This window comes from Pilibacter termitis, assembly GCF_900167335.1.
In the GTDB taxonomy this organism is placed as follows: Bacteria; Bacillota; Bacilli; order Lactobacillales; family Streptococcaceae; genus Pilibacter; species Pilibacter termitis.
Genome location: NZ_FUXI01000024.1, coordinates 17,016 through 34,962, shown reverse-complemented (window position 1 = coordinate 34,962; position 17,947 = coordinate 17,016). Strand labels below are relative to the sequence as shown.

The following is a 17,947-nucleotide window of genomic DNA, read 5'->3' as shown; positions in this document are numbered from 1 at the left end:
GTCTTTTCTACGATTTCTCTTCGTGAAATCTTGAAACTTGACTTCCGATTCGCTACAGCCAAGCGAGGTCACTCGCAAACTTCGTCTGCTCGAAGTCTTTTCTACGATTTCTCTTCGTGAAATCTTGAAACTTGACTTCCGATTCGCTACAGCCAAGCGAGGTCACTCGCAAACTTCGCCTGTTCGAAGTCTTTTCTACATTTTTTCTTTCTGAACTCTGGTCTTTGGAGATATTTTTTTCACTATTCAAGTTTCTAAACATGAGGTTTTGATTTTTATTTTACCATAAATTAAGGGGTTCATGTAATCGAGTAGAGAGAAAAGCCAACTAGCTTTCCGCCCCTCTCACACCACCGTACGTACCGTTCGGTATACGGCGATTCTCCCATAACAGGTGCTGGTTCTGAGACGTTTGTGTTATCTTTTTTTGTAGCAACACCCTACCTCAAAAGCAATCTTGTAGTGTCAACCCTCCCGAAAAATCAAACCTCGATATATTCCCACAAACTAAAAAAAGAGAACCTGAACCAAAATCCAAATTCTCTCAATTCTTCAATCCCCTTAATATAAGGCTTTTCTACTTAGACATCAATCCTTGTCATCTTATCTAAACTATATCTTGATCATTGACTGTAACACCGCCCAAAAATGCCAATTAAATTCACTTGTACGAATATCTAAATATTCAACTCTATTATATTCTCGACTCCCTTTTCGGTAAGGAATCACATCAATTTTATCATTAAAAACATGACTTTCAATATCTTTTTGTGCTTTAGACAATCGTCTTAATAATTGTGATACTGAACTGTCCTTATTAGAATCAACTCCTTGTTTAGTTGCTTCTCTTAGCGATAATCTAATCACATTTGGCTGTCTATTTAAAGAAATATCGGAAATATTTCTGGCAAAACTTTCATGCCAATAAACAATATCACTTAAATAATCTTTGGCAGTCCATTCTCTTACCAAGTAATCTTTTGAATTTGTCTGAATTACTTTGCTATAATCAACACCCTTTATTTGATATAATTTTTTGAATTGTTCATAAGCAAATTGTTCACGGATTAAAGCAGATAATAGCTCAGTATTTCCCATTGTAATCATCCTTTCTTGCGAGACATCAACCCCACCAACTCAACATGATACGTCTGCGGAAACAAATCCACCGGCAATACTTTTTCCAAAAAATACCCTAATTCTGCATACTTCTTCACGTCACGAGCAAAACTGCTGGGGTTGCAAGATATATATACAATTTTCTCTGGATTGGTTTTAGCACTTGCAGTGATAAAACTCTCCTCCAATCCTTTTCTCGCAGGGTCAACAAAAATTACATTCGGGCGGATGCCGTTTTCTAGCCATTTTTGCATTACTACTTCTGCTTTCCCAGTTTCATAATGACAATTGGTTAAACCGTTTCTCACAGCGTTTTTCTTGGCATCTTCCACCGCCTCTGGAACAATTTCCACACCGTAGACTTCTTTGACTTTTTTTGCAAAACTTTGCCCAATCGTGCCAATGCCGCAATACGCATCAATTGCCACATCCTCCTCTTTTAAATTGGCAAATTCTATCGCTTTTTGGTAAAGAACTTCTGCCATTTCAGTATTCACTTGATAAAAAGACTGAGAGGAAATTTCAAATTTGTTGCCAAGAAGAACATCCACAATCTTTTCACTTCCATGCAAAAGGCGATTTTCTCTCCCTAAAATAACGTTCGTTTTTTCAGGTTGAATGTTTTGAAGAATGCTCGTTACATCTGGAATTTCACGAATAATTTCCTTGACAATGTAAGGCATTGTCATCAATTTCGCCTTTCTCGTGACCAAAATAATCATAATTTCCTTTGAATAATGACCTTTGCGAACAATTATATGGCGAACTTCACCTGTATTGTTTTCTTCATTGTACGGTTTCACCTTGAATTTTCGCAAAATGTCACGAACTTTCACTACGATTTCATCAATTTTTTCATCTTGAATAAAGAAATCCTCAATCGGTACAAGTTGATGAGAATTTTTTCGATAAAAACCTGTTTCAAGTTCACCATTTAACAAACGAACAGGAATTTGTGCTTTATTGCGATAATGTGTCGCTCTTTCCATGCCAATCGTCTCAAGAATTGGTACATCAGGCATTTTAGCTATTTTTTCCATAACATTTACCACTTGCTCACGTTTAAATTTCAGCTGTTCGCTGTATTCTAAGTGCATAAGCGGAGCAATTCCCGTGCGAATAAGTGCATTATCAGCGTTTTCTACACGATAGGGAGATTTTTCTAGCCATTCCAACACTCTTGCATAGCCAAACTTTTTCTTTGTCTGCAAAACATGGACATTTACTCGTTCATTCGGCAAAGCATTTTCAATAAATAACGGATACCCCTCTATTTTAGCGACTCCTAGCCCTTCATGTGTCAAGTCAATGATGTCCACCGTAAGCTGCTCATTTTTCTGGACAGGTAATTTCACCATTCTCCGCACCTGCTTTCTTGTTCTCTAATTCTTCTTTTTGCAATTCATCTATACGTGAACTCGCAAATGAAATCAATTCTTGCAAGTCTGATACGTCTGCGTACTTACGGATAAATGTGCGTGCCTTGCTCTTATTATCAAGTTTCCTTGACTCAAAAGGTTTCTCAACCCTCATTTTTTTTCTGTATTTCATTGTTGATAATTTCCTTGATTCATTATATGCCATTTGTAAAATCACCTTTCTTAGTTCTTTATTCAACTACTCCGCTTTCAAGAGATTTTATACGGTCAACCGTGCGTAATCTATAACAAACGTACATAGTTTGTCTTTTATATTCCTTATTATCTATATTATACACAGTCTCATTTAAAATAACCAAGTATTTCCTTTACCAACACAAAACGTGCCACAATGCCAATCGTGCCACGCTTTTTCTTCTAAAAATCCCTAAATATTTCCACGGTACACACGTGTATTGCCCAAGAAAAATTCTTTACTTGTTGTCCATTCGCCTTTTGGCAACACTTCATAAATTTTTCTATATTGTTCCATTTCTGCATCCATTTTATCAATCATGTGGAGCAATGCAGCCTCTGGAATACGTGGTGTACTAATGGTTCCCCATTCTAGTTTTCCATGATGAGAGGCAACCATGTGCTTGAGCAATAAAACATCCTCTTCATGATGATTGATGTCCTCTCTTACGCAAATTTCGACAATCTCCTCAAGCAACAACTCCAAATGTCCAAGTAATTCGCCTTCAGTCGTATAATTTTCACCAAAAAGTCCCGGCATTTCAAGCACTTTTCCTATGTCATGTAGCAAAACACCTACGCACAACAACTCCTTGTTCAACCACGGATAAAATTTCGAGATTGCTTGTGCTTTTATAAGCATTGTACTCGTGTGGTAAGCAAGACCGCCTGCATATGCGTGATGTACCTTGACGGCTGCTGGATAGGCGCGGAATTTCTCCTCATGTTTTTCAAAAATTTTCTCTGCAATCACTCGCCAATGTTTGTTTTCTATCGAAGAAATGAACTCCGTCAAGTAGTTCATCACCTTCTCCAAATCAGCAGGAGCCGCCTCAACATACTCCTGTGCTTTTTCACTCGTTGGCTGAATTGATTGAAAACCGATTTGCAATTTACCTTGATAACTGCTAATTACACCCGTAATATGCACGACAACTCCTGAAGTTAACTCACTTTTTTGCTTATCCGTAATGTCCCACAAATTCCCAGAAATCGCACCACTCCTATCGGTCAACTCAACAGCCCCGTACTCTTTTCCTGTCTTGGTTTCTCTCAAAGAAATGGACTTTATCAACGCATGAAAATCAACACTTTGTCCCTCTTGAAACTCCTTTATCTCCATTCATCTTCACCTCTCTTCTCATCACTTTCGGAAACAAACAAACTCACGAGCGAACGAATGTCCGCTCGAAGTTTTTTTATCTACTTTTTTGCACTTTATCCTAGTTTATCCACTCTTTCGTTACTATGCAATCCCAATTTCCGCACGCACAACATCAGCGATTGTATCTACATATCTGTCAACCAATTCCTGTGTTGGTGCCTCTGCCATTACACGCAAGAGTGGCTCTGTTCCAGAAGGGCGAACAAGTATGCGTCCATTGCCGTTCATTTCACTTTCGACTTGTTCAATAATTTCTTTAATTTTTGGCACGTCCATTGCGTTATTTTTACTTGCATTTTCCACTTTAATATTGACGAGTTTTTGTGGATAAGTGACTACTTCGCTTGCAAGTTGTGAAAGTGTTTTTCCAGTTTCTTTGACAACATGGAGAAGTTGAATCCCACTTAACATTCCGTCTCCTGTTGTATTGTGGTCAAGGAAGATCATGTGTCCACTTTGTTCTCCACCAAAATTATAATGGCTCTTACGCATTTCTTCGACAACATAGCGGTCACCAACAGCTGTAATGACATCTTTCATACCAACAGATTCAACTGCTTTATGAAACCCAAGATTACTCATCACCGTTGTAACAATCGTATCTTGTGCAAGACGTCCTTTTTCTTTTAGGAATTTTGCACAGATAAACATGATTTTATCCCCGTCAACAATATTCCCAAGTTCATCAACTGCAATAATACGGTCTCCGTCTCCGTCAAAGGCAAGCCCTACATCTGCTTTCTTCTCTAATACAAATTGGGCAAGTGCCTCTGGATGTGTAGAACCTACACCGTCATTGATATTCAAACCATTCGGTTTTGTTCCCATTGTGTAAAAATCTGTTCCTAAATCAGCAAATACTTGATTGACAGACGTACTTGTCGCACCGTTTGCCGCATCAACTGCCACAGTCAAACCGTCAAGTTTACTTGGAATGGTATTGACAAGAAATTGTGCATATTTTTGCAAGCCCTCTGGGAATTGTTCAACTGTTCCTAAGCCCTCTGCTGACGGACGTGGAAGTGTATCTTCCTTTGCATCAAGCAAAGCTTCAATTTCAAGTTCTTGATCGTCAACCAATTTGAACCCATCTGCTCCGAAAAATTTGATGCCATTATCAGCAGCTGGATTATGACTTGCAGAAATCATAACCCCTGCACTTGCTTTTTGTGTACGAGTAAGATAAGCGACACCGGGTGTTGAAATAACCCCTAGTTGAAATACTTCGATTCCGACACTCAAAAGTCCAGCAATTAATGCTTGCTCTAAAAGTTGACCGCTCATGCGTGTGTCACGCCCTACTAATACTCGAGGCGTCACGCCTTCTTCTTCGTGTTGGCTTAACACGTAGCCACCGAAACGACCTAGTTTGAATGCTAACTCTGGTGTTAATTCGACGTTTGCGACACCACGAACGCCATCTGTTCCAAAATATTTACCCATTTTTAATGCTCCTTTTTCTAGCAATGAAATGCAAATTACATCACTTCATTTCCCTATTCCTTTGAAGTCGTCGTTGTAGTACTTGACTGACTACTTCCTTGAGTTGATTTTTGACTACTTGAATTGCCAGCTGACGAGTTCGTTGTATTGTCAGGTGGCTTTTTAACAGGCTCTATCGTCACTTCAATAGAACTTGGTGTTACTGAATACAAATCTTGATTGATTGGAATCAATTTTTTCGTTGTTTCGGTAATGCCGTCAATTTTTATTGGCAAGTGAATGACATCAATTTTCGCCAATTCCTCTGGCGAACCAGAAATTTCAACCGTATGCGTTGACAACGTGAAATTATACTGCAAAACGTCTTTTGGTAAAACGCCTGCTTGTGTTGGCAAAATGTCTACCGTTTTACTTGGTGCAAGCACGTGAATGGTGGCATTGACTACTTGCGGTCGTGCAACAATGTTGATTTCCTGACCGTTTTTGTCCACCGCTCGAACTCCCACTTCACCAGTATAATCATGGTCAAGACTCAAATCTTTCGGCAAAACTGCTTCAATGTGGTCAATGAGTTTCATCGACTCGCTACCTGTCGTAATCTCTACTTTTTGTGGAGAGGACTCGGTATCCGTCATCGTATAACCTTCTTTGATTTGACTTTCTGGAACATTGACTTTGACTGGGAACATCTTCGTTTCCTTTTTCTCTATCGTAACAGAAATCGTCTTAGGCTCTACGTCTGCTGTCACAGCATTTGATAAACCGACAATGCGTACAGGTATGTCGTATGTGCCAACGTTTTTCTTCGACAAATCCGCCTCTAACGTAAAAGTTCTCGTCGCCTCATTTCGCTCAGCGTCCAATCGAACTCGGTTGTAACTGCTCAAATAAACACTTGCCTCTTCATTATAGCCAGAAACATAATATTTAGATGTATCATATTTCAGCTGAATTGGTACGCTGTGAATATCTGCGTTAAACATTTCACCTTGCACCTCATTGGGTGCGGAATTTCGTTTGAGCATGGAATTTGCATTGAAAAACAGCAAAATCGCAAGCAATAAACTAAGCACTAGATAAAAAGGCTTTGAGTTCATGAAATCTTTCATGCTTTTCCACCTCTTTTCTTTTTCAAAATATTGCGTTCGAGCTGTTGGAAAAGACTTAGTTTTTCTTCCACTTCTTTTGGCATCAATTCACTTCGCAAAATATTTTCAAAAGTTTCCATATCCAAATGTGGTAGAAATTGATTGCTTTTTGTAATGGAAATGCCTCCCGTTTCCTCTGAAACGACAATCGTAAGTGCATCACTTACTTCGCTTATCCCAATCGCTGCTCTATGCCTTGTGCCATATTCCTTTGGAATATTTATATTTTCCGTTAAAGGAAGATAGGCACATGAAACCACCACTTTTCCCTCTCGCACAATTACTGCACCGTCATGAAGTGGCGTGTTCGGGATGAAAATATTAATCAACAATTCTCCAGAAATATCGGCATCTAATGGAATCCCTGTACTGATGTACTCGCTCAAATCACGTTCTCGCTCAATCGTAATCAAGGCTCCGATTTTTCGCTTACTCATGTACTCAACTGCCTTTTTGTAACTATCAATCAAATGCTCAGTAGCGTGATCTTTTTTCATTTTCAAATTGGCACTTTGACCTAATTGCTCCAATGCTTTGCGTACTTCTGGCTGAAAAATAACAATCCCTGCAATCACTCCATAAGTAATGACTTGATTCATCACCCACGTAATCGTGGTTAGACCAATCATTTCAGATAACACACGAATAACAAAGAACAGCACAACCCCTTTTATCAGCTGAATCGCCTTTGTTCCTTGTAGCATTTGCACCAATTTATATATTAAAAACCAAACGACCAAGACATCCAATATATTTACAAAGAAATGCAGAGAAAAGATATTGTCAGAGAAAATATTCCGCCAAAATTCTGATGTAAATATTTGTGAAAAATCCATAGTTTTTTGTCCTCTCTGCGTATTTTTTCTAAATCTAGTATAACACAGTACACTTTTTTGTAAAAAAATTATCCTTTGGGAATTTTATTTTGAACGCTCTTTCTAATTTTTAGAAGCCTAAGCAAAAAATCCTCCAAGCAATCTCGAAGTGGGGTTCGAAATTGTTTGAAGGATTTACAAAAATATATAAACTTCCGTTTCACAACTGAAGCAGGAAGAAGAAAAAATGAACGGCAAAAGCCCGAGGCGGAGAATTTCTCCAACCTCAAGGAATCCAATAGATAAAATTTCAACGAACGTAACTTTCGCTCTCCCTATGCGTTGAAAATGAATGGCATTAAATCCCCTAGACATTCGTCTTTTAACGCCTTTTCTATACCGTAAAATTTCTACTTTACCCAACACAAAAAGTATAATGCATAGAAAATTCTTTTCAAACGCAAAAACAGTTCTTCGCCATAGTGTATGCCTTCGTTGAAAATCCTTTGCTTTTGCTAATTGTTGAAAAAACTGGACAATTTTTCCAACAGCATTATCTTAACAAAAAAACAACACAAGCTCTGGGCATTTTTTAGTCTGGAAAAGGAAAATATGCCTTATCATTCATCTAAGCCATACCTCCTTTCGCTAAAAGCATTAAACATTTTCTCGATATGTTGCCAATCATTTGTGTCAAATGGAACGTTTATCCAGCAAACAAAAGGCGTTTTTATTCTTTGCTTGGGGAGGTCTACGCTTGTAATAATCACGTCCGCCTCTTCTATGTTTGTCGTAAACTCAAGCGAGAGATTCAAAAATCGTTCTTGCAATTTTTCCATTGCCGTATATTGAAATGTCGTCGAGTATGTGAGAAAAAACACTTTACACCGTTCTTTGCGGTGAAAAAAAATCGTATTGCAAATTCTTAAAAGGAAAAATTCTAAGTTTTGATTGTGCTGAAAAAATTTTCCCAGAGATTTTTCTTGTTTCAACGATGTAATCGTCTTTTCCCACAAGTACATTTTTTTCGGATTTAATTCTTCAATTCTTCTTTTTTCCAAAGTTAACGACGGAAACGCAAAATTTACGTGAAATGTTTCACACCATGCTAAACATTTATTGAGCATAAAATACGCAAAGAAACGCTCTTTTTTTGTTAATTTTGTTTCAAAATATCTCTCAAGCGTTTGAGTGTAAATCTCAAATTCTGTATAATTCTCCATTTTTTCAGGTTCTCGAACATTTCCAAGCGGCTCAAAAACGAGCGTATAGAAAATAAAATGCAAAAATTCACATTCTTTCCGCAATTCTTCCTCCGTCAAACGAAAACCAGCAAATAAACACTTCGCCTGATGAAAAAACTCCTGCTTGTCTACGCAATGATCATCAAAAAGATGTGGCAGATGAAAATCTGCCCCTAACAGTTTTCCAGCTTTTGCTCTATCCAAGCAAATTTGATAAAAAATTTCCAATTTCATATAGCTTGAAGTTGGTATTTTTCCTTGGAAATTCCCTAAAAAATTCTCAAGAGAAACATTCTTTCGCTCAAAAAATCGTTTGGAATCAAAGCCAAATTGGGTTAAAACCGTACAAAAATACATATAACGAATTTGCACTTCAGAACCTTCGAGCATATTTTCCACTCGTTTTTTTGGAAAAAGCGACAAGTCATACACGGAAAAATAATTTTTACACTTTACAAGTTCACGCTTGGCTGTGTCATAGCTGATATACCGCTCATCTGCAGCTTTCATCAAATTGGAAAAGCGGTGATGATACAATTCCTGAAGAAAATACATGAAAAAACTATTGGCAATATAATTTTTCCGCAAAATATTAACCGAAACTGGACTTTTTGCCTCTAAGTGCAAAAAAGGACCTATTTTATAAATTTTGATTTCTTCATTATTGCCGACTTCCTCGACAACGTTGTAAATTTTTTCCAGATAATACGAAATAGACGTTTCTGGAATCCCTGTATGTTGCTTGATTTCCTCAAGTGTTGCACTTCTATCTGCCTTATTCATCAAAAAATTAAGTAAGACAAACATTTTCCATTCTGTATTACTTAAAATAAGATGTTTTGTTTTCCCTTCCATTTTTAAAATCCCCCGTTTTAAGCAAAAACGCGATCATCAGCTGACCGCGTTCGCTTATCTTATTTGTTCATATTTGCTTGAGCCATAACTTCTTCTACAAAGTTATCTTCTTTTTTCTCAATACCTTCGCCCACTTCAAAACGCACAAACATTCTGATTGACGCATTGACTGATTCTAAGAATTTCGCTACTGTTTTGCTGTCGTCCAACACGTATGGTTGAGCAAGCAATGTGTATTGTTGGTCAATTTGAGTGTTGTCACGAACAAAGCGGTCTAATTGACCTGGCAAAATTTTGTCCCAGATTTTTTCTGGTTTGCCTTGAGCTTTCAATTCTTCTTTCAAACCTTCTTCTACTTTTACTAAAACTTCAGAAGTCAATTGTAATTCTGAACCGTATTCTGGAATCGTCAAGAATGGTTTTCCAGTACGTTTGCGGTCTTCGTTTTCAATTTCAAGACGAGCTTTCAACGCTACAACTTCTTGTTCGATAAAGTTAGGGTCTAAATCTTTGTAGCTCAATACTTGTGGTTTCATTGCAGCAATGTGCATTGCCAAATCTTTCGCAAGTTTTTCTTCTCCGCCTTCAACAACAGTGATAACACCGATAAGTCCACCACCGTGTTTGTATGCTCCGAATACTTCGCTATCAGATTTTTCCACGATTTCAAAACGACGGAAGTCAATTTTTTCACCGATAACAGTAGTCGCTTCGATATATGCTTCTTCCATTGTTTTCCCGTTTGACATCGTCAATTTCAACGCTTCTTCATTGTTTGCTGGTTTGTTTTTCGCAATCACTTCTGCTGTTTCGTTTACAAGAGCAACGAATTGATCGTTTTTCGCAACGAAGTCAGTTTCAGAGTTCACTTCTACTACTGCTGCAATATTTCCTTCAACAAAAATACCTGTCAAACCTTCAGCAGCGATACGGTCTGCTTTTTTCGCAGCTTTCGCCATTCCTTTTTCACGAAGAAGGTCAATTGCTTTGTCCATATCTCCATCTACTTCAACTAACGCTTTTTTCGCGTCCATCATACCTACACCAGTACGATCACGTAATTCTTTTACTTGTTTTGCAGTAACTGCCATTTCAAGATTCCTCCAATTCAAATTCATACGAAGTATATTTTACAGGGTTATCCTCGTTCTGTCTAGTAAATCATGCTAGATATTTTATATTTCTCAATTTCTTACAGAAAAATAATATTTTACAAGCGTTTTTTCGGATTTTCAACGGAGTGAATGGTCTCTATGCCTTCTTTGGTAAAGGTAACACCGTACAAAACAAAGCCAAATACTGCTCCGCCATCAATACCAATTTTTCCATCTTCTTGCCAAATGTCAATATTTTTCGTATCCCCGTTTAAATAAGCTGTAATCGTATGCCCGAAAACAATAATTTTTCCCGTGTTATTTTTGTCTGCAATAAAGTCTTTCCTCGTCCATAAATAATCTTTTTCCGTACTTTCTCTCCAATCAGATACTCGCAAATTTACTCCTGCATGGACAAAAATATACTGTTCCCATTCAAAATAAAGTGGTCGCTCTTTGAGAAATTGAATCAACTCACCATATTGACTCCGTAACATCATCGCCAACTCCGTCAACGAATATTCTTCCATGACACCTTTGAAAAAGAAACTCTCAAGCGTTTCACGCCCTCCATTTTCAAAATAAACCAACCGTGAAAACTCACTTTCAGGGTCTTCAATGAAATTCAAAAACATTCGTTCATGATTGCCCAAAAGGTAAATCGCCTGTTTCTCCTCTACCAATTTTTTCGCCAAAAGAAAACAACGTTTGGCATTTTCTCCTCTATCACATAAATCCCCCAAAAAAACAAGTTGCTCCACATCCTCCCGCCAAAACTCGAGAATCTCCCTCATCATCTCCAGCTCGCCATGAATATCACCAATAACAAAAAATTTATCTTTCATCTTTCCGCTCCATTTCTTTCTATCATCCCCTCTATTTTCTCAAAAAAAGGAAACTGTGGCAATAGTTTCCTTCTTTCATTCAATATTTCATCTGAAGTTGAAGACAAGTTTCAATCTTGCTCAAGTCTTCTTCCGTTAGATTTTTGCTGACACACACCGTGTTTTCCTTGCCACATTCCTCCATTGATACCGTAACTGTAACTTCTTCTTCTAGCTCTGTGACAATTTTGATTGGATATTTATAGGACAATTGTTGTTTGATTCTTTCAATAATTCTCCGTTTAATCAACAAGTCAATTTCTTTTTCAATGAAAATCTTTATCAATCGCAACTCTTGAATTTCCTCTTCAATCTCATCAAAAATACTCGCCACAAGTTTTATCGGACGAATTTCTTTTTTCTCCAATTTTTCAAGCAATGAAAAAGAAATCTCACTCAATTCACCAAATAAATTTTCATAACTTTTTTGATAATCGTTAACATTTTGTATCGAAAGAGTCGTTTGCCCTAGCACCATTACACGGAAAAGTAAACTTTTTGTTTTTTGACAAATACTCTCTCGCTTACTTTGCTCAAGCATCATCCATTCTTTGTTTACAAACGAACAAAAGAGTTTATTTGCATTTTCCAATTCCTCACAAAGAAACTCATCTTCAAACCATTCAATCCTCTCGCTACATAAAATAAAGAATAAATGTTTTACCTCTTCGATAGAAAAGTCTAGTCCTTTATCATCTAAAAGATCTAACACTCGCCTCTCCAAGCCCATGCGAATATAAAATCCACCGTACATTTTTTGATACTCGTTCATCATTTCGCCTTGTTGCACACGTAAAAATTGAATCCCCACTTTCAACATTACCCGTTCAAGACTTCTTTTTGACAGTTTAGGAAAGCCAAGCACCTCTGTCAAACAATCGACAAACGTACGCACTTTTTCCTCGTCAACACTTCTTAGCACCCAGACTTCTGGCACACGAAACATCCACCAAAATTGGAAAAGTTGCTCTCTGACAAGTGGTTCGTTATCTGTAAAATTCAACCCTCTGGAAATCAATTGACTTCCTTGCGAGTGATTCACTCCGTTTAAACCTTTCAATAACTCTCGCCCGACTGTTTCGCTCATGCCGAGCTTTTCAATATCTCTTCGCATAACAAAATCAGGATTTTGAAAGATTTCTGAAAACAAACGAAATCCATTTGTTTCTTGATAAAATTTTTGAATAAATAACTGAATGTCCTCTTTCTTGTCATAGGAAAAAAGCACCTTTTGCCCGTTCACTTCAAGAGTCATTTTCTCCTGCATAGAAAATGTTTCAATTTTCAACTGCAAACGTTCCACTGCACTGCGAACCATGCCCACCCCATAAAACAATTCTTCGCTCATTTCCTTGAAAGTACAGTTTCCGCCTTTTGCAAGCAAATGCGTAAACACATTCAACTCACGCTCTTCCAGCTTTTTTAGAACAATTTTTTTCTCCATCATTGCCTAACACACTCCTTTAGCAACGGTAGTGTATCAAAAGAAAAAACTCGAAAGTAAAAAAGCTCATTTTTCAGAGCATTTTTTTTAGAAATTATTAAAACAACTTGTTTTTTTAATGAAAATATTCAATTTGAGACTAAACTACAAATCCGCCATTCTCAAAAAAAACCTAAGTCCACTCCAAACAAGCAAACTTAGGATTTTCATATAAACTAATCGTTCCATTCTTCCGCCACAAACAACGATTGTTCGTATTCTCTTATTTCTTGTAAATCAAGTATTTCTTCAAGTTGTGAAAAAGTTCCATACACGTCTTTTTTCTCCCCCGAATTTGTATAAAACTTAACCCCCAGTAACCTCACGTTTTCAGCACTATCCTCAAACGCAATCTCAGCGTTTTCAAGCGATAAGAGTAAATCTTCCTTCCATTTGTCTTTTCCTATCGCAAGTTCTGCATTTTTTGGCTCGACAAATACTTGAATGATTTCCCTCCCGTCAACATACAAAACAAAGTCTGGCATAAAACCGTTATACACTTCTACATCCTGTACTTCTTGCTTTGTGAATTGATGAAGTTTCAATGATAATTTATTTCCGTGTTCATCTCTGTAATAATTTTGTTCATCCAGCCTTAAACAGTAGACTTCTTTGTACTCCCCCTTTTCTTTTAAATTGCGAATAAGCACGCCCATTTTTCCGAGCAATTCCTTTTCTGTTTGATTGACAATTGCAGTGTCGTACACAAACCAATCTTCTTTGATTGCAAAGCCGTCAATTCTTTGTGCAAAATTTTCCATTGTGTCTCTGTTTGTTGGATATTTACTATAATCCTGTATCAATTCATTTATCGGAATCGGTGCAAATACATTGGTTCCTCTTGCCTTTTGGAAATTCGCTTTCAAAGTCATTTCAATATTTTTCAACATTTTTTCAACAGCAAATAATTTTTGTTCTGCACTGATTTCTCTGCTCGACATATTTTTTGGAATTGTCACAAACACTTTTCTTTTTTCTGCATTCAACCAATTCTCTCCCAAAAATTCTGCCATAGAAGAAAGACAAGGAACAATTTGTTTTAGCCTGTCAAAATAGAAAAACGTATTTCTCGACATAGCTTTTTTATAAAATCTTATTGGTACAATCCCGTTTTCAAATAATGCAACAAGTTTTGTATCCACCTCTGTCTGTACTTTTGATTTGTATCTCATTTCTCTATTGGTTGAAATGAGATTTATCGTAACGTCTTGCGTATTATCAATCCCATATTTTGCAATATCCGTATAAAAATCATCTGCTACTTGCTCTACTTTATTATAGTAAAGTTTCCCTTCTTTGTAGGTTGCGGATTTCTTAAAAGCTGGTTTTACTTTCGCTTCAACTTTTGGCATTTTAATATCTCGACCTGTTGGCAAGTTCATTTCCTCCAAACTTTGCACGAGATTTTTTAAATATTGCGTTTCGTTCGCCGTATGATAATGCAAGGTTTCTAAAAGTCTCAAATTGCTCTTAACTTCTCTATCAAATCTTCTTGTAAATGAGCGTTTCCCATTATAAATGAATGGATAATACCTTGCACCGCGACCAATCAACTGTGCTTCACTATTAGTCTGTGCTTTCTTTCCGTCCGCATTTTCAGATAAACGAACAATATCAAATAAATTAAGCACGTCCCAGCCTTCCGTTAATTTTGCCACGGCAAAAACGACACGGTAGAAATTATTTGGACTTTCAAGGGTATTCAGTGCCTGATAGTCTCCTTTTTCAAGCATACTTCCACCTCTGTCGCTATCATTTGCGTTTAGTACATTCTTTTTTGAAAAATCACATTGAATAGTAGCAACCAACTCTCCTAACTCTCCATTTTCATACGCTTTTTCAATGCGTATATAACTCGCTAAAAGTGGTGTATATTCTCCGTTTTCTTTCGATTTTTGACGTTTCACAAAAGAATACACTTCTTCAACGGTTAAGTTTTCAATCATTTCATGAAACATTTTTTCCGCCTCAAGTGAATGTATGATTTTTTGTGATTTAAACAAAATAATCGGTTTAAAATTCACATCATGTTGTCTACCAATATCTTTTCTTAGTTGAGAAAGTAAAACAGCGTCCAACATTTTTTCTCTATCCGTACTACTCGTTTCAATACGCAACACATCTTTTGAAAAGCCGTCATAAATAAATTTATCAAGTGTGTACTTATACAAAATCTTGTCTTTATATTTTTCATACGTGTTTTTGTTATCCAAATCAATCGTTGCAGTAAATTCAAGCAATTTATTTTGAGCATTGGCGGTTAAAATAGAATAAATCGCATTTTCCCAAGTTTGTTCTTTTTCCTTGTCACTTTTTGTACTTGCCGAGTAGTGATGTGCCTCATCTCCTAAAATAACCACGGGATTTTTTTCATAACTACTTCTTCCCATACTGTTTTCTTTCACTGTAAATAAATCACTTGAAACTGCTTGAATGGTAGCAAGTTTTAAATAAATCGTGTTTTTCGCTTGATGAACAGGAAAACGTTCAACTTTTTCAATCGTTATTCTTTCGCCATTCATTTCAATCGTTTCATTAAATAAATACTTTCCGCTTTGTCGATTGGTTAAGTTATCTATCGTTTTCGTAAGCACGCCTTGCGTGTTGACGATAAATAAGAAATTTTGAATTTTACACTCTTGATAACAATAAAGCAAAAGTCCTGCCATTAAATCTGTTTTCCCACTTCCTGTTGCCATGTTAAATAAAAGATGAGAAAATGTGCGATAGTTGTCTTTCATCGCATAGTGGAAAAATCGAATTGCCGTTTCTTGATAGTCACGTAAAACGTGTTTCAAACAGCCGTCTTTTCGCAAATAATCGGGCAATTCCCAACCATGTTCTGAAAACGTAAAATCGTTGTCTTTTTCTTTCATTTCCTCCCAGAGTGGTAGGGGGAGAATATTTTTCTTTTTCGCCATGATTATTCCCCCTCGTAAAAACTCTTATTGAAAGAAATTTCATTTTCACTCAACAACTCCGCCACTTCACTATCGTCAATTTCAGAAAAATTATAGTAAAGTTGATTTTTATCAATGATTTTCACAAGAATCTTTTTCTTTTCATCAAAGTTAAGTTCCATTGTGTCTAAATCAAATTTCTCTAAATCTGCTCGGAAATCTAAATCACCATATTTTTTCATGCGATTGTAGACTTCTTTTAGGTCATTTACTGTTTTGGCTTGTAAAACTTCTGAAAGATAGCCTTTGTTTTTTTCCATGAGTTCGGCGTAGACGAAACTTCCGCCGCCTTGCCAGTTGACGTCTTTGGAGATCCCGCCTTGCTCGCCTTCAATTACTTTTTGTAATCTTGGAACTGAAACGGTATTGACGTAATCCATTTGTTCGATTCCAATAAAACGGCGATTCATTTTCATGGCGACTGCTTGAGTAGTAGCACTGCCCATGAAGAAGTCGAGGACTAAATCTCCCTCATTTGTAGCTATTTCAATAATTCGTTTTAATGTCCCCTCAGGCTTAGGAAATGCAAAGACTTTCCCACCCATTAATTCTTTAAGGTGTAGAGTACCTTTCTCTGAATTTACTTCTTTGTCCCACCAAACCGAACGTGCCATCACAGTATTTTTTCGATATTTTTCTTGAATCGACCACCCTCCATCAGTCATAGGTCGAGCTACAACATTTTTACCTTTATTCTCAGTAAGTTTGTTTTTTCCCCAACGCCAAACAGTTTGAATCCCTTGTGAAACTTTCGGAAGAATTTCTACAGAATATTGTTCATTTTGAATTTCAGAAACCTCATAAAACCCATTCTCATCTTTTGAATTTAAATCAGCAAATATCGGATAGAAAAGATTAGGACGATTATCTGCATTAAACGCAGTATTACGATTTCTAAGTTCTCGTACTTCAAATGCTCCAAATGAATCTTTAAATGGAAATTTCTTATCCTTATCAACAATCAGATTAAAATCAGTCAATGAAGACTTTCTATAAACATAGATAAACTCGTGCATGTTTGCAATGCCACCGTAGTCACGTCCTCTTGGATTATTCACAACCGTTATTATCTCAACAAAATTTTCTCTACCAAATATTTCATCAAGTAATACACCTAGATATTTCACTTCATTATCATCAAGATGAACGAAAATCGCCCCTTCATCTAATAATAGTTGGTATGCAATTTCAATGCGATTTTTTATAAACGTAAGCCATGTAGAATGATTAAAGCGATCATTATAAGAAAAGCTATCATTTCCAGTATTATATGGAACGTCGATATATATCAACTTCACCTTCCCCGCAAAACGTTCTTTCAAACTATGCAAAGCAATAAGATTGTTCCCTTTAATGATGAGATTATCTTCCTCAGAAAAGCACTCAGCGTTTTCTTCGCCATTTTCACTGTATTTCCTTACATTTTTAAAAATTTTCGGGTCGAACAATTGGTCAATTTCTGCTTTCGCCATGATTTCATGCAACACCATTTCATCTGGTTTCATATCATCTTTGCCAATATCTTCTTTGCTCATTCCTGCTTTTAAAACACCGTCTTTATAAGGAAAATCTAGCACAACTTCCGTTGTCTCATCAAGATACTTCCCAGCAACGGTCAACCCGATTTTATTTGCATATTTTGTATAACTATTTTCAAAATATACGTTTGTAAGTAAAATTTCTTTAAACTTTTCAAGCTCAAAAATCTTTGTATCAAGTACAGTTTTTGTATAATGCGTAGAAATAAACTTATTTTCAAGCAATGCTGTCAGCAATTCTTCATCAAACGCATTTAAACTTTCCAATATCGCACTTCTCAACATTACATCTTCATGTAAATATTTCGTACCAAACGGTGCTATTGCTTTTTTCAGCTCATCTATAACTTGTGGCGTAATTTCTGTACTCATTCCGCCACCTTCTTTCCACAAGAAATAGCCTCTTTAGGAACAAACCTAAAAAAGCTATTTGCTGTATGATAAAGAAAGGTATTATTTACCTGTCTGTCTGTCTGTCTGTCTGTCTGTCTGTCTGTCTGTCTGTCTGTCTGTCTGTCTGTCTGTCTGTCTGTCTGTCTCATGATACTCCTCCAAAAAAAGTGTGTCACACAATATTATACTTTAC

General features: G+C 36.7%; 14 protein-coding genes. All 14 read right to left on the bottom strand.

What is annotated here, in order from left to right; all coding sequences use genetic code 11:
• Positions 1–612: 612 nt before the first annotated feature.
• The 14 genes from B5D30_RS09980 to B5D30_RS13755 all read right to left on the bottom strand — a co-directional run bounded on the left by B5D30_RS09980 (position 613) and on the right by B5D30_RS13755 (position 17,903).
• The gene (locus B5D30_RS09980) at positions 613–1,098 is read right to left on the bottom strand and encodes a hypothetical protein (protein WP_078807932.1); all 486 of its coding nucleotides are present in this window, start codon (positions 1,096–1,098) and stop codon (positions 613–615) included.
• A gap of 5 nt (positions 1,099–1,103) precedes the next feature.
• Positions 1,104–2,477 (bottom strand): 23S rRNA (uracil(1939)-C(5))-methyltransferase RlmD, encoded by a 1,374-nt coding sequence (gene rlmD, locus B5D30_RS09975; RefSeq protein ID WP_078807931.1) that lies wholly within the window; start codon positions 2,475–2,477, stop codon positions 1,104–1,106.
• A complete protein-coding gene (locus B5D30_RS09970; RefSeq protein WP_078807930.1) occupies positions 2,449–2,670 on the bottom strand; it encodes a hypothetical protein in 222 nt (73 codons plus the stop codon). The genes rlmD and B5D30_RS09970 overlap by 29 nt, the downstream gene beginning before the upstream one ends.
• A 255-nt stretch (positions 2,671–2,925) precedes the next feature.
• Positions 2,926–3,855 (bottom strand): 3'-5' exoribonuclease YhaM family protein, encoded by a 930-nt coding sequence (locus B5D30_RS09965; protein ID WP_078807929.1) that lies wholly within the window; start codon positions 3,853–3,855, stop codon positions 2,926–2,928.
• Between the two features lie 123 nt (positions 3,856–3,978).
• A complete protein-coding gene (glmM, locus tag B5D30_RS09960; protein ID WP_078807928.1) occupies positions 3,979–5,340 on the bottom strand; it encodes a phosphoglucosamine mutase in 1,362 nt (453 codons plus the stop codon).
• Between the two features lie 53 nt (positions 5,341–5,393).
• Positions 5,394–6,449: a CdaR family protein gene (locus tag B5D30_RS09955; protein ID WP_078807927.1), complete on the bottom strand. Its 1,056-nt coding sequence runs from the start codon at positions 6,447–6,449 to the stop codon at positions 5,394–5,396.
• A complete protein-coding gene (gene cdaA, locus B5D30_RS09950; RefSeq protein WP_078807926.1) occupies positions 6,446–7,324 on the bottom strand; it encodes a diadenylate cyclase CdaA in 879 nt (292 codons plus the stop codon). The genes B5D30_RS09955 and cdaA overlap by 4 nt, the downstream gene beginning before the upstream one ends.
• Before the next feature lie 599 nt (positions 7,325–7,923).
• The gene (locus tag B5D30_RS09945) at positions 7,924–9,402 is read right to left on the bottom strand and encodes a helix-turn-helix domain-containing protein (protein ID WP_078807925.1); all 1,479 of its coding nucleotides are present in this window, start codon (positions 9,400–9,402) and stop codon (positions 7,924–7,926) included.
• A gap of 59 nt (positions 9,403–9,461) precedes the next feature.
• Positions 9,462–10,493: a translation elongation factor Ts gene (tsf, locus tag B5D30_RS09940; RefSeq protein ID WP_078807924.1), complete on the bottom strand. Its 1,032-nt coding sequence runs from the start codon at positions 10,491–10,493 to the stop codon at positions 9,462–9,464.
• A 119-nt stretch (positions 10,494–10,612) separates the two neighbouring features.
• The gene (locus B5D30_RS09935) at positions 10,613–11,341 is read right to left on the bottom strand and encodes a metallophosphoesterase (RefSeq protein ID WP_078807923.1); all 729 of its coding nucleotides are present in this window, start codon (positions 11,339–11,341) and stop codon (positions 10,613–10,615) included.
• A gap of 79 nt (positions 11,342–11,420) precedes the next feature.
• Positions 11,421–12,827, bottom strand: coding sequence for a hypothetical protein (locus tag B5D30_RS09930; protein WP_078807922.1), 1,407 nt, complete (start codon positions 12,825–12,827; stop codon positions 11,421–11,423).
• 212 nt (positions 12,828–13,039) lie between these two features.
• The gene (locus tag B5D30_RS09925) at positions 13,040–15,784 is read right to left on the bottom strand and encodes a DEAD/DEAH box helicase family protein (protein ID WP_078807921.1); all 2,745 of its coding nucleotides are present in this window, start codon (positions 15,782–15,784) and stop codon (positions 13,040–13,042) included.
• A 2-nt stretch (positions 15,785–15,786) separates the two neighbouring features.
• Positions 15,787–17,733, bottom strand: coding sequence for a site-specific DNA-methyltransferase (locus tag B5D30_RS09920; RefSeq protein ID WP_144399562.1), 1,947 nt, complete (start codon positions 17,731–17,733; stop codon positions 15,787–15,789).
• Entirely contained in the window at positions 17,730–17,903 is a 174-nt protein-coding gene (locus B5D30_RS13755; RefSeq protein ID WP_159443289.1) for a hypothetical protein, read from the bottom strand. The genes B5D30_RS09920 and B5D30_RS13755 overlap by 4 nt, the downstream gene beginning before the upstream one ends.
• Positions 17,904–17,947: the final 44 nt, after the last annotated feature.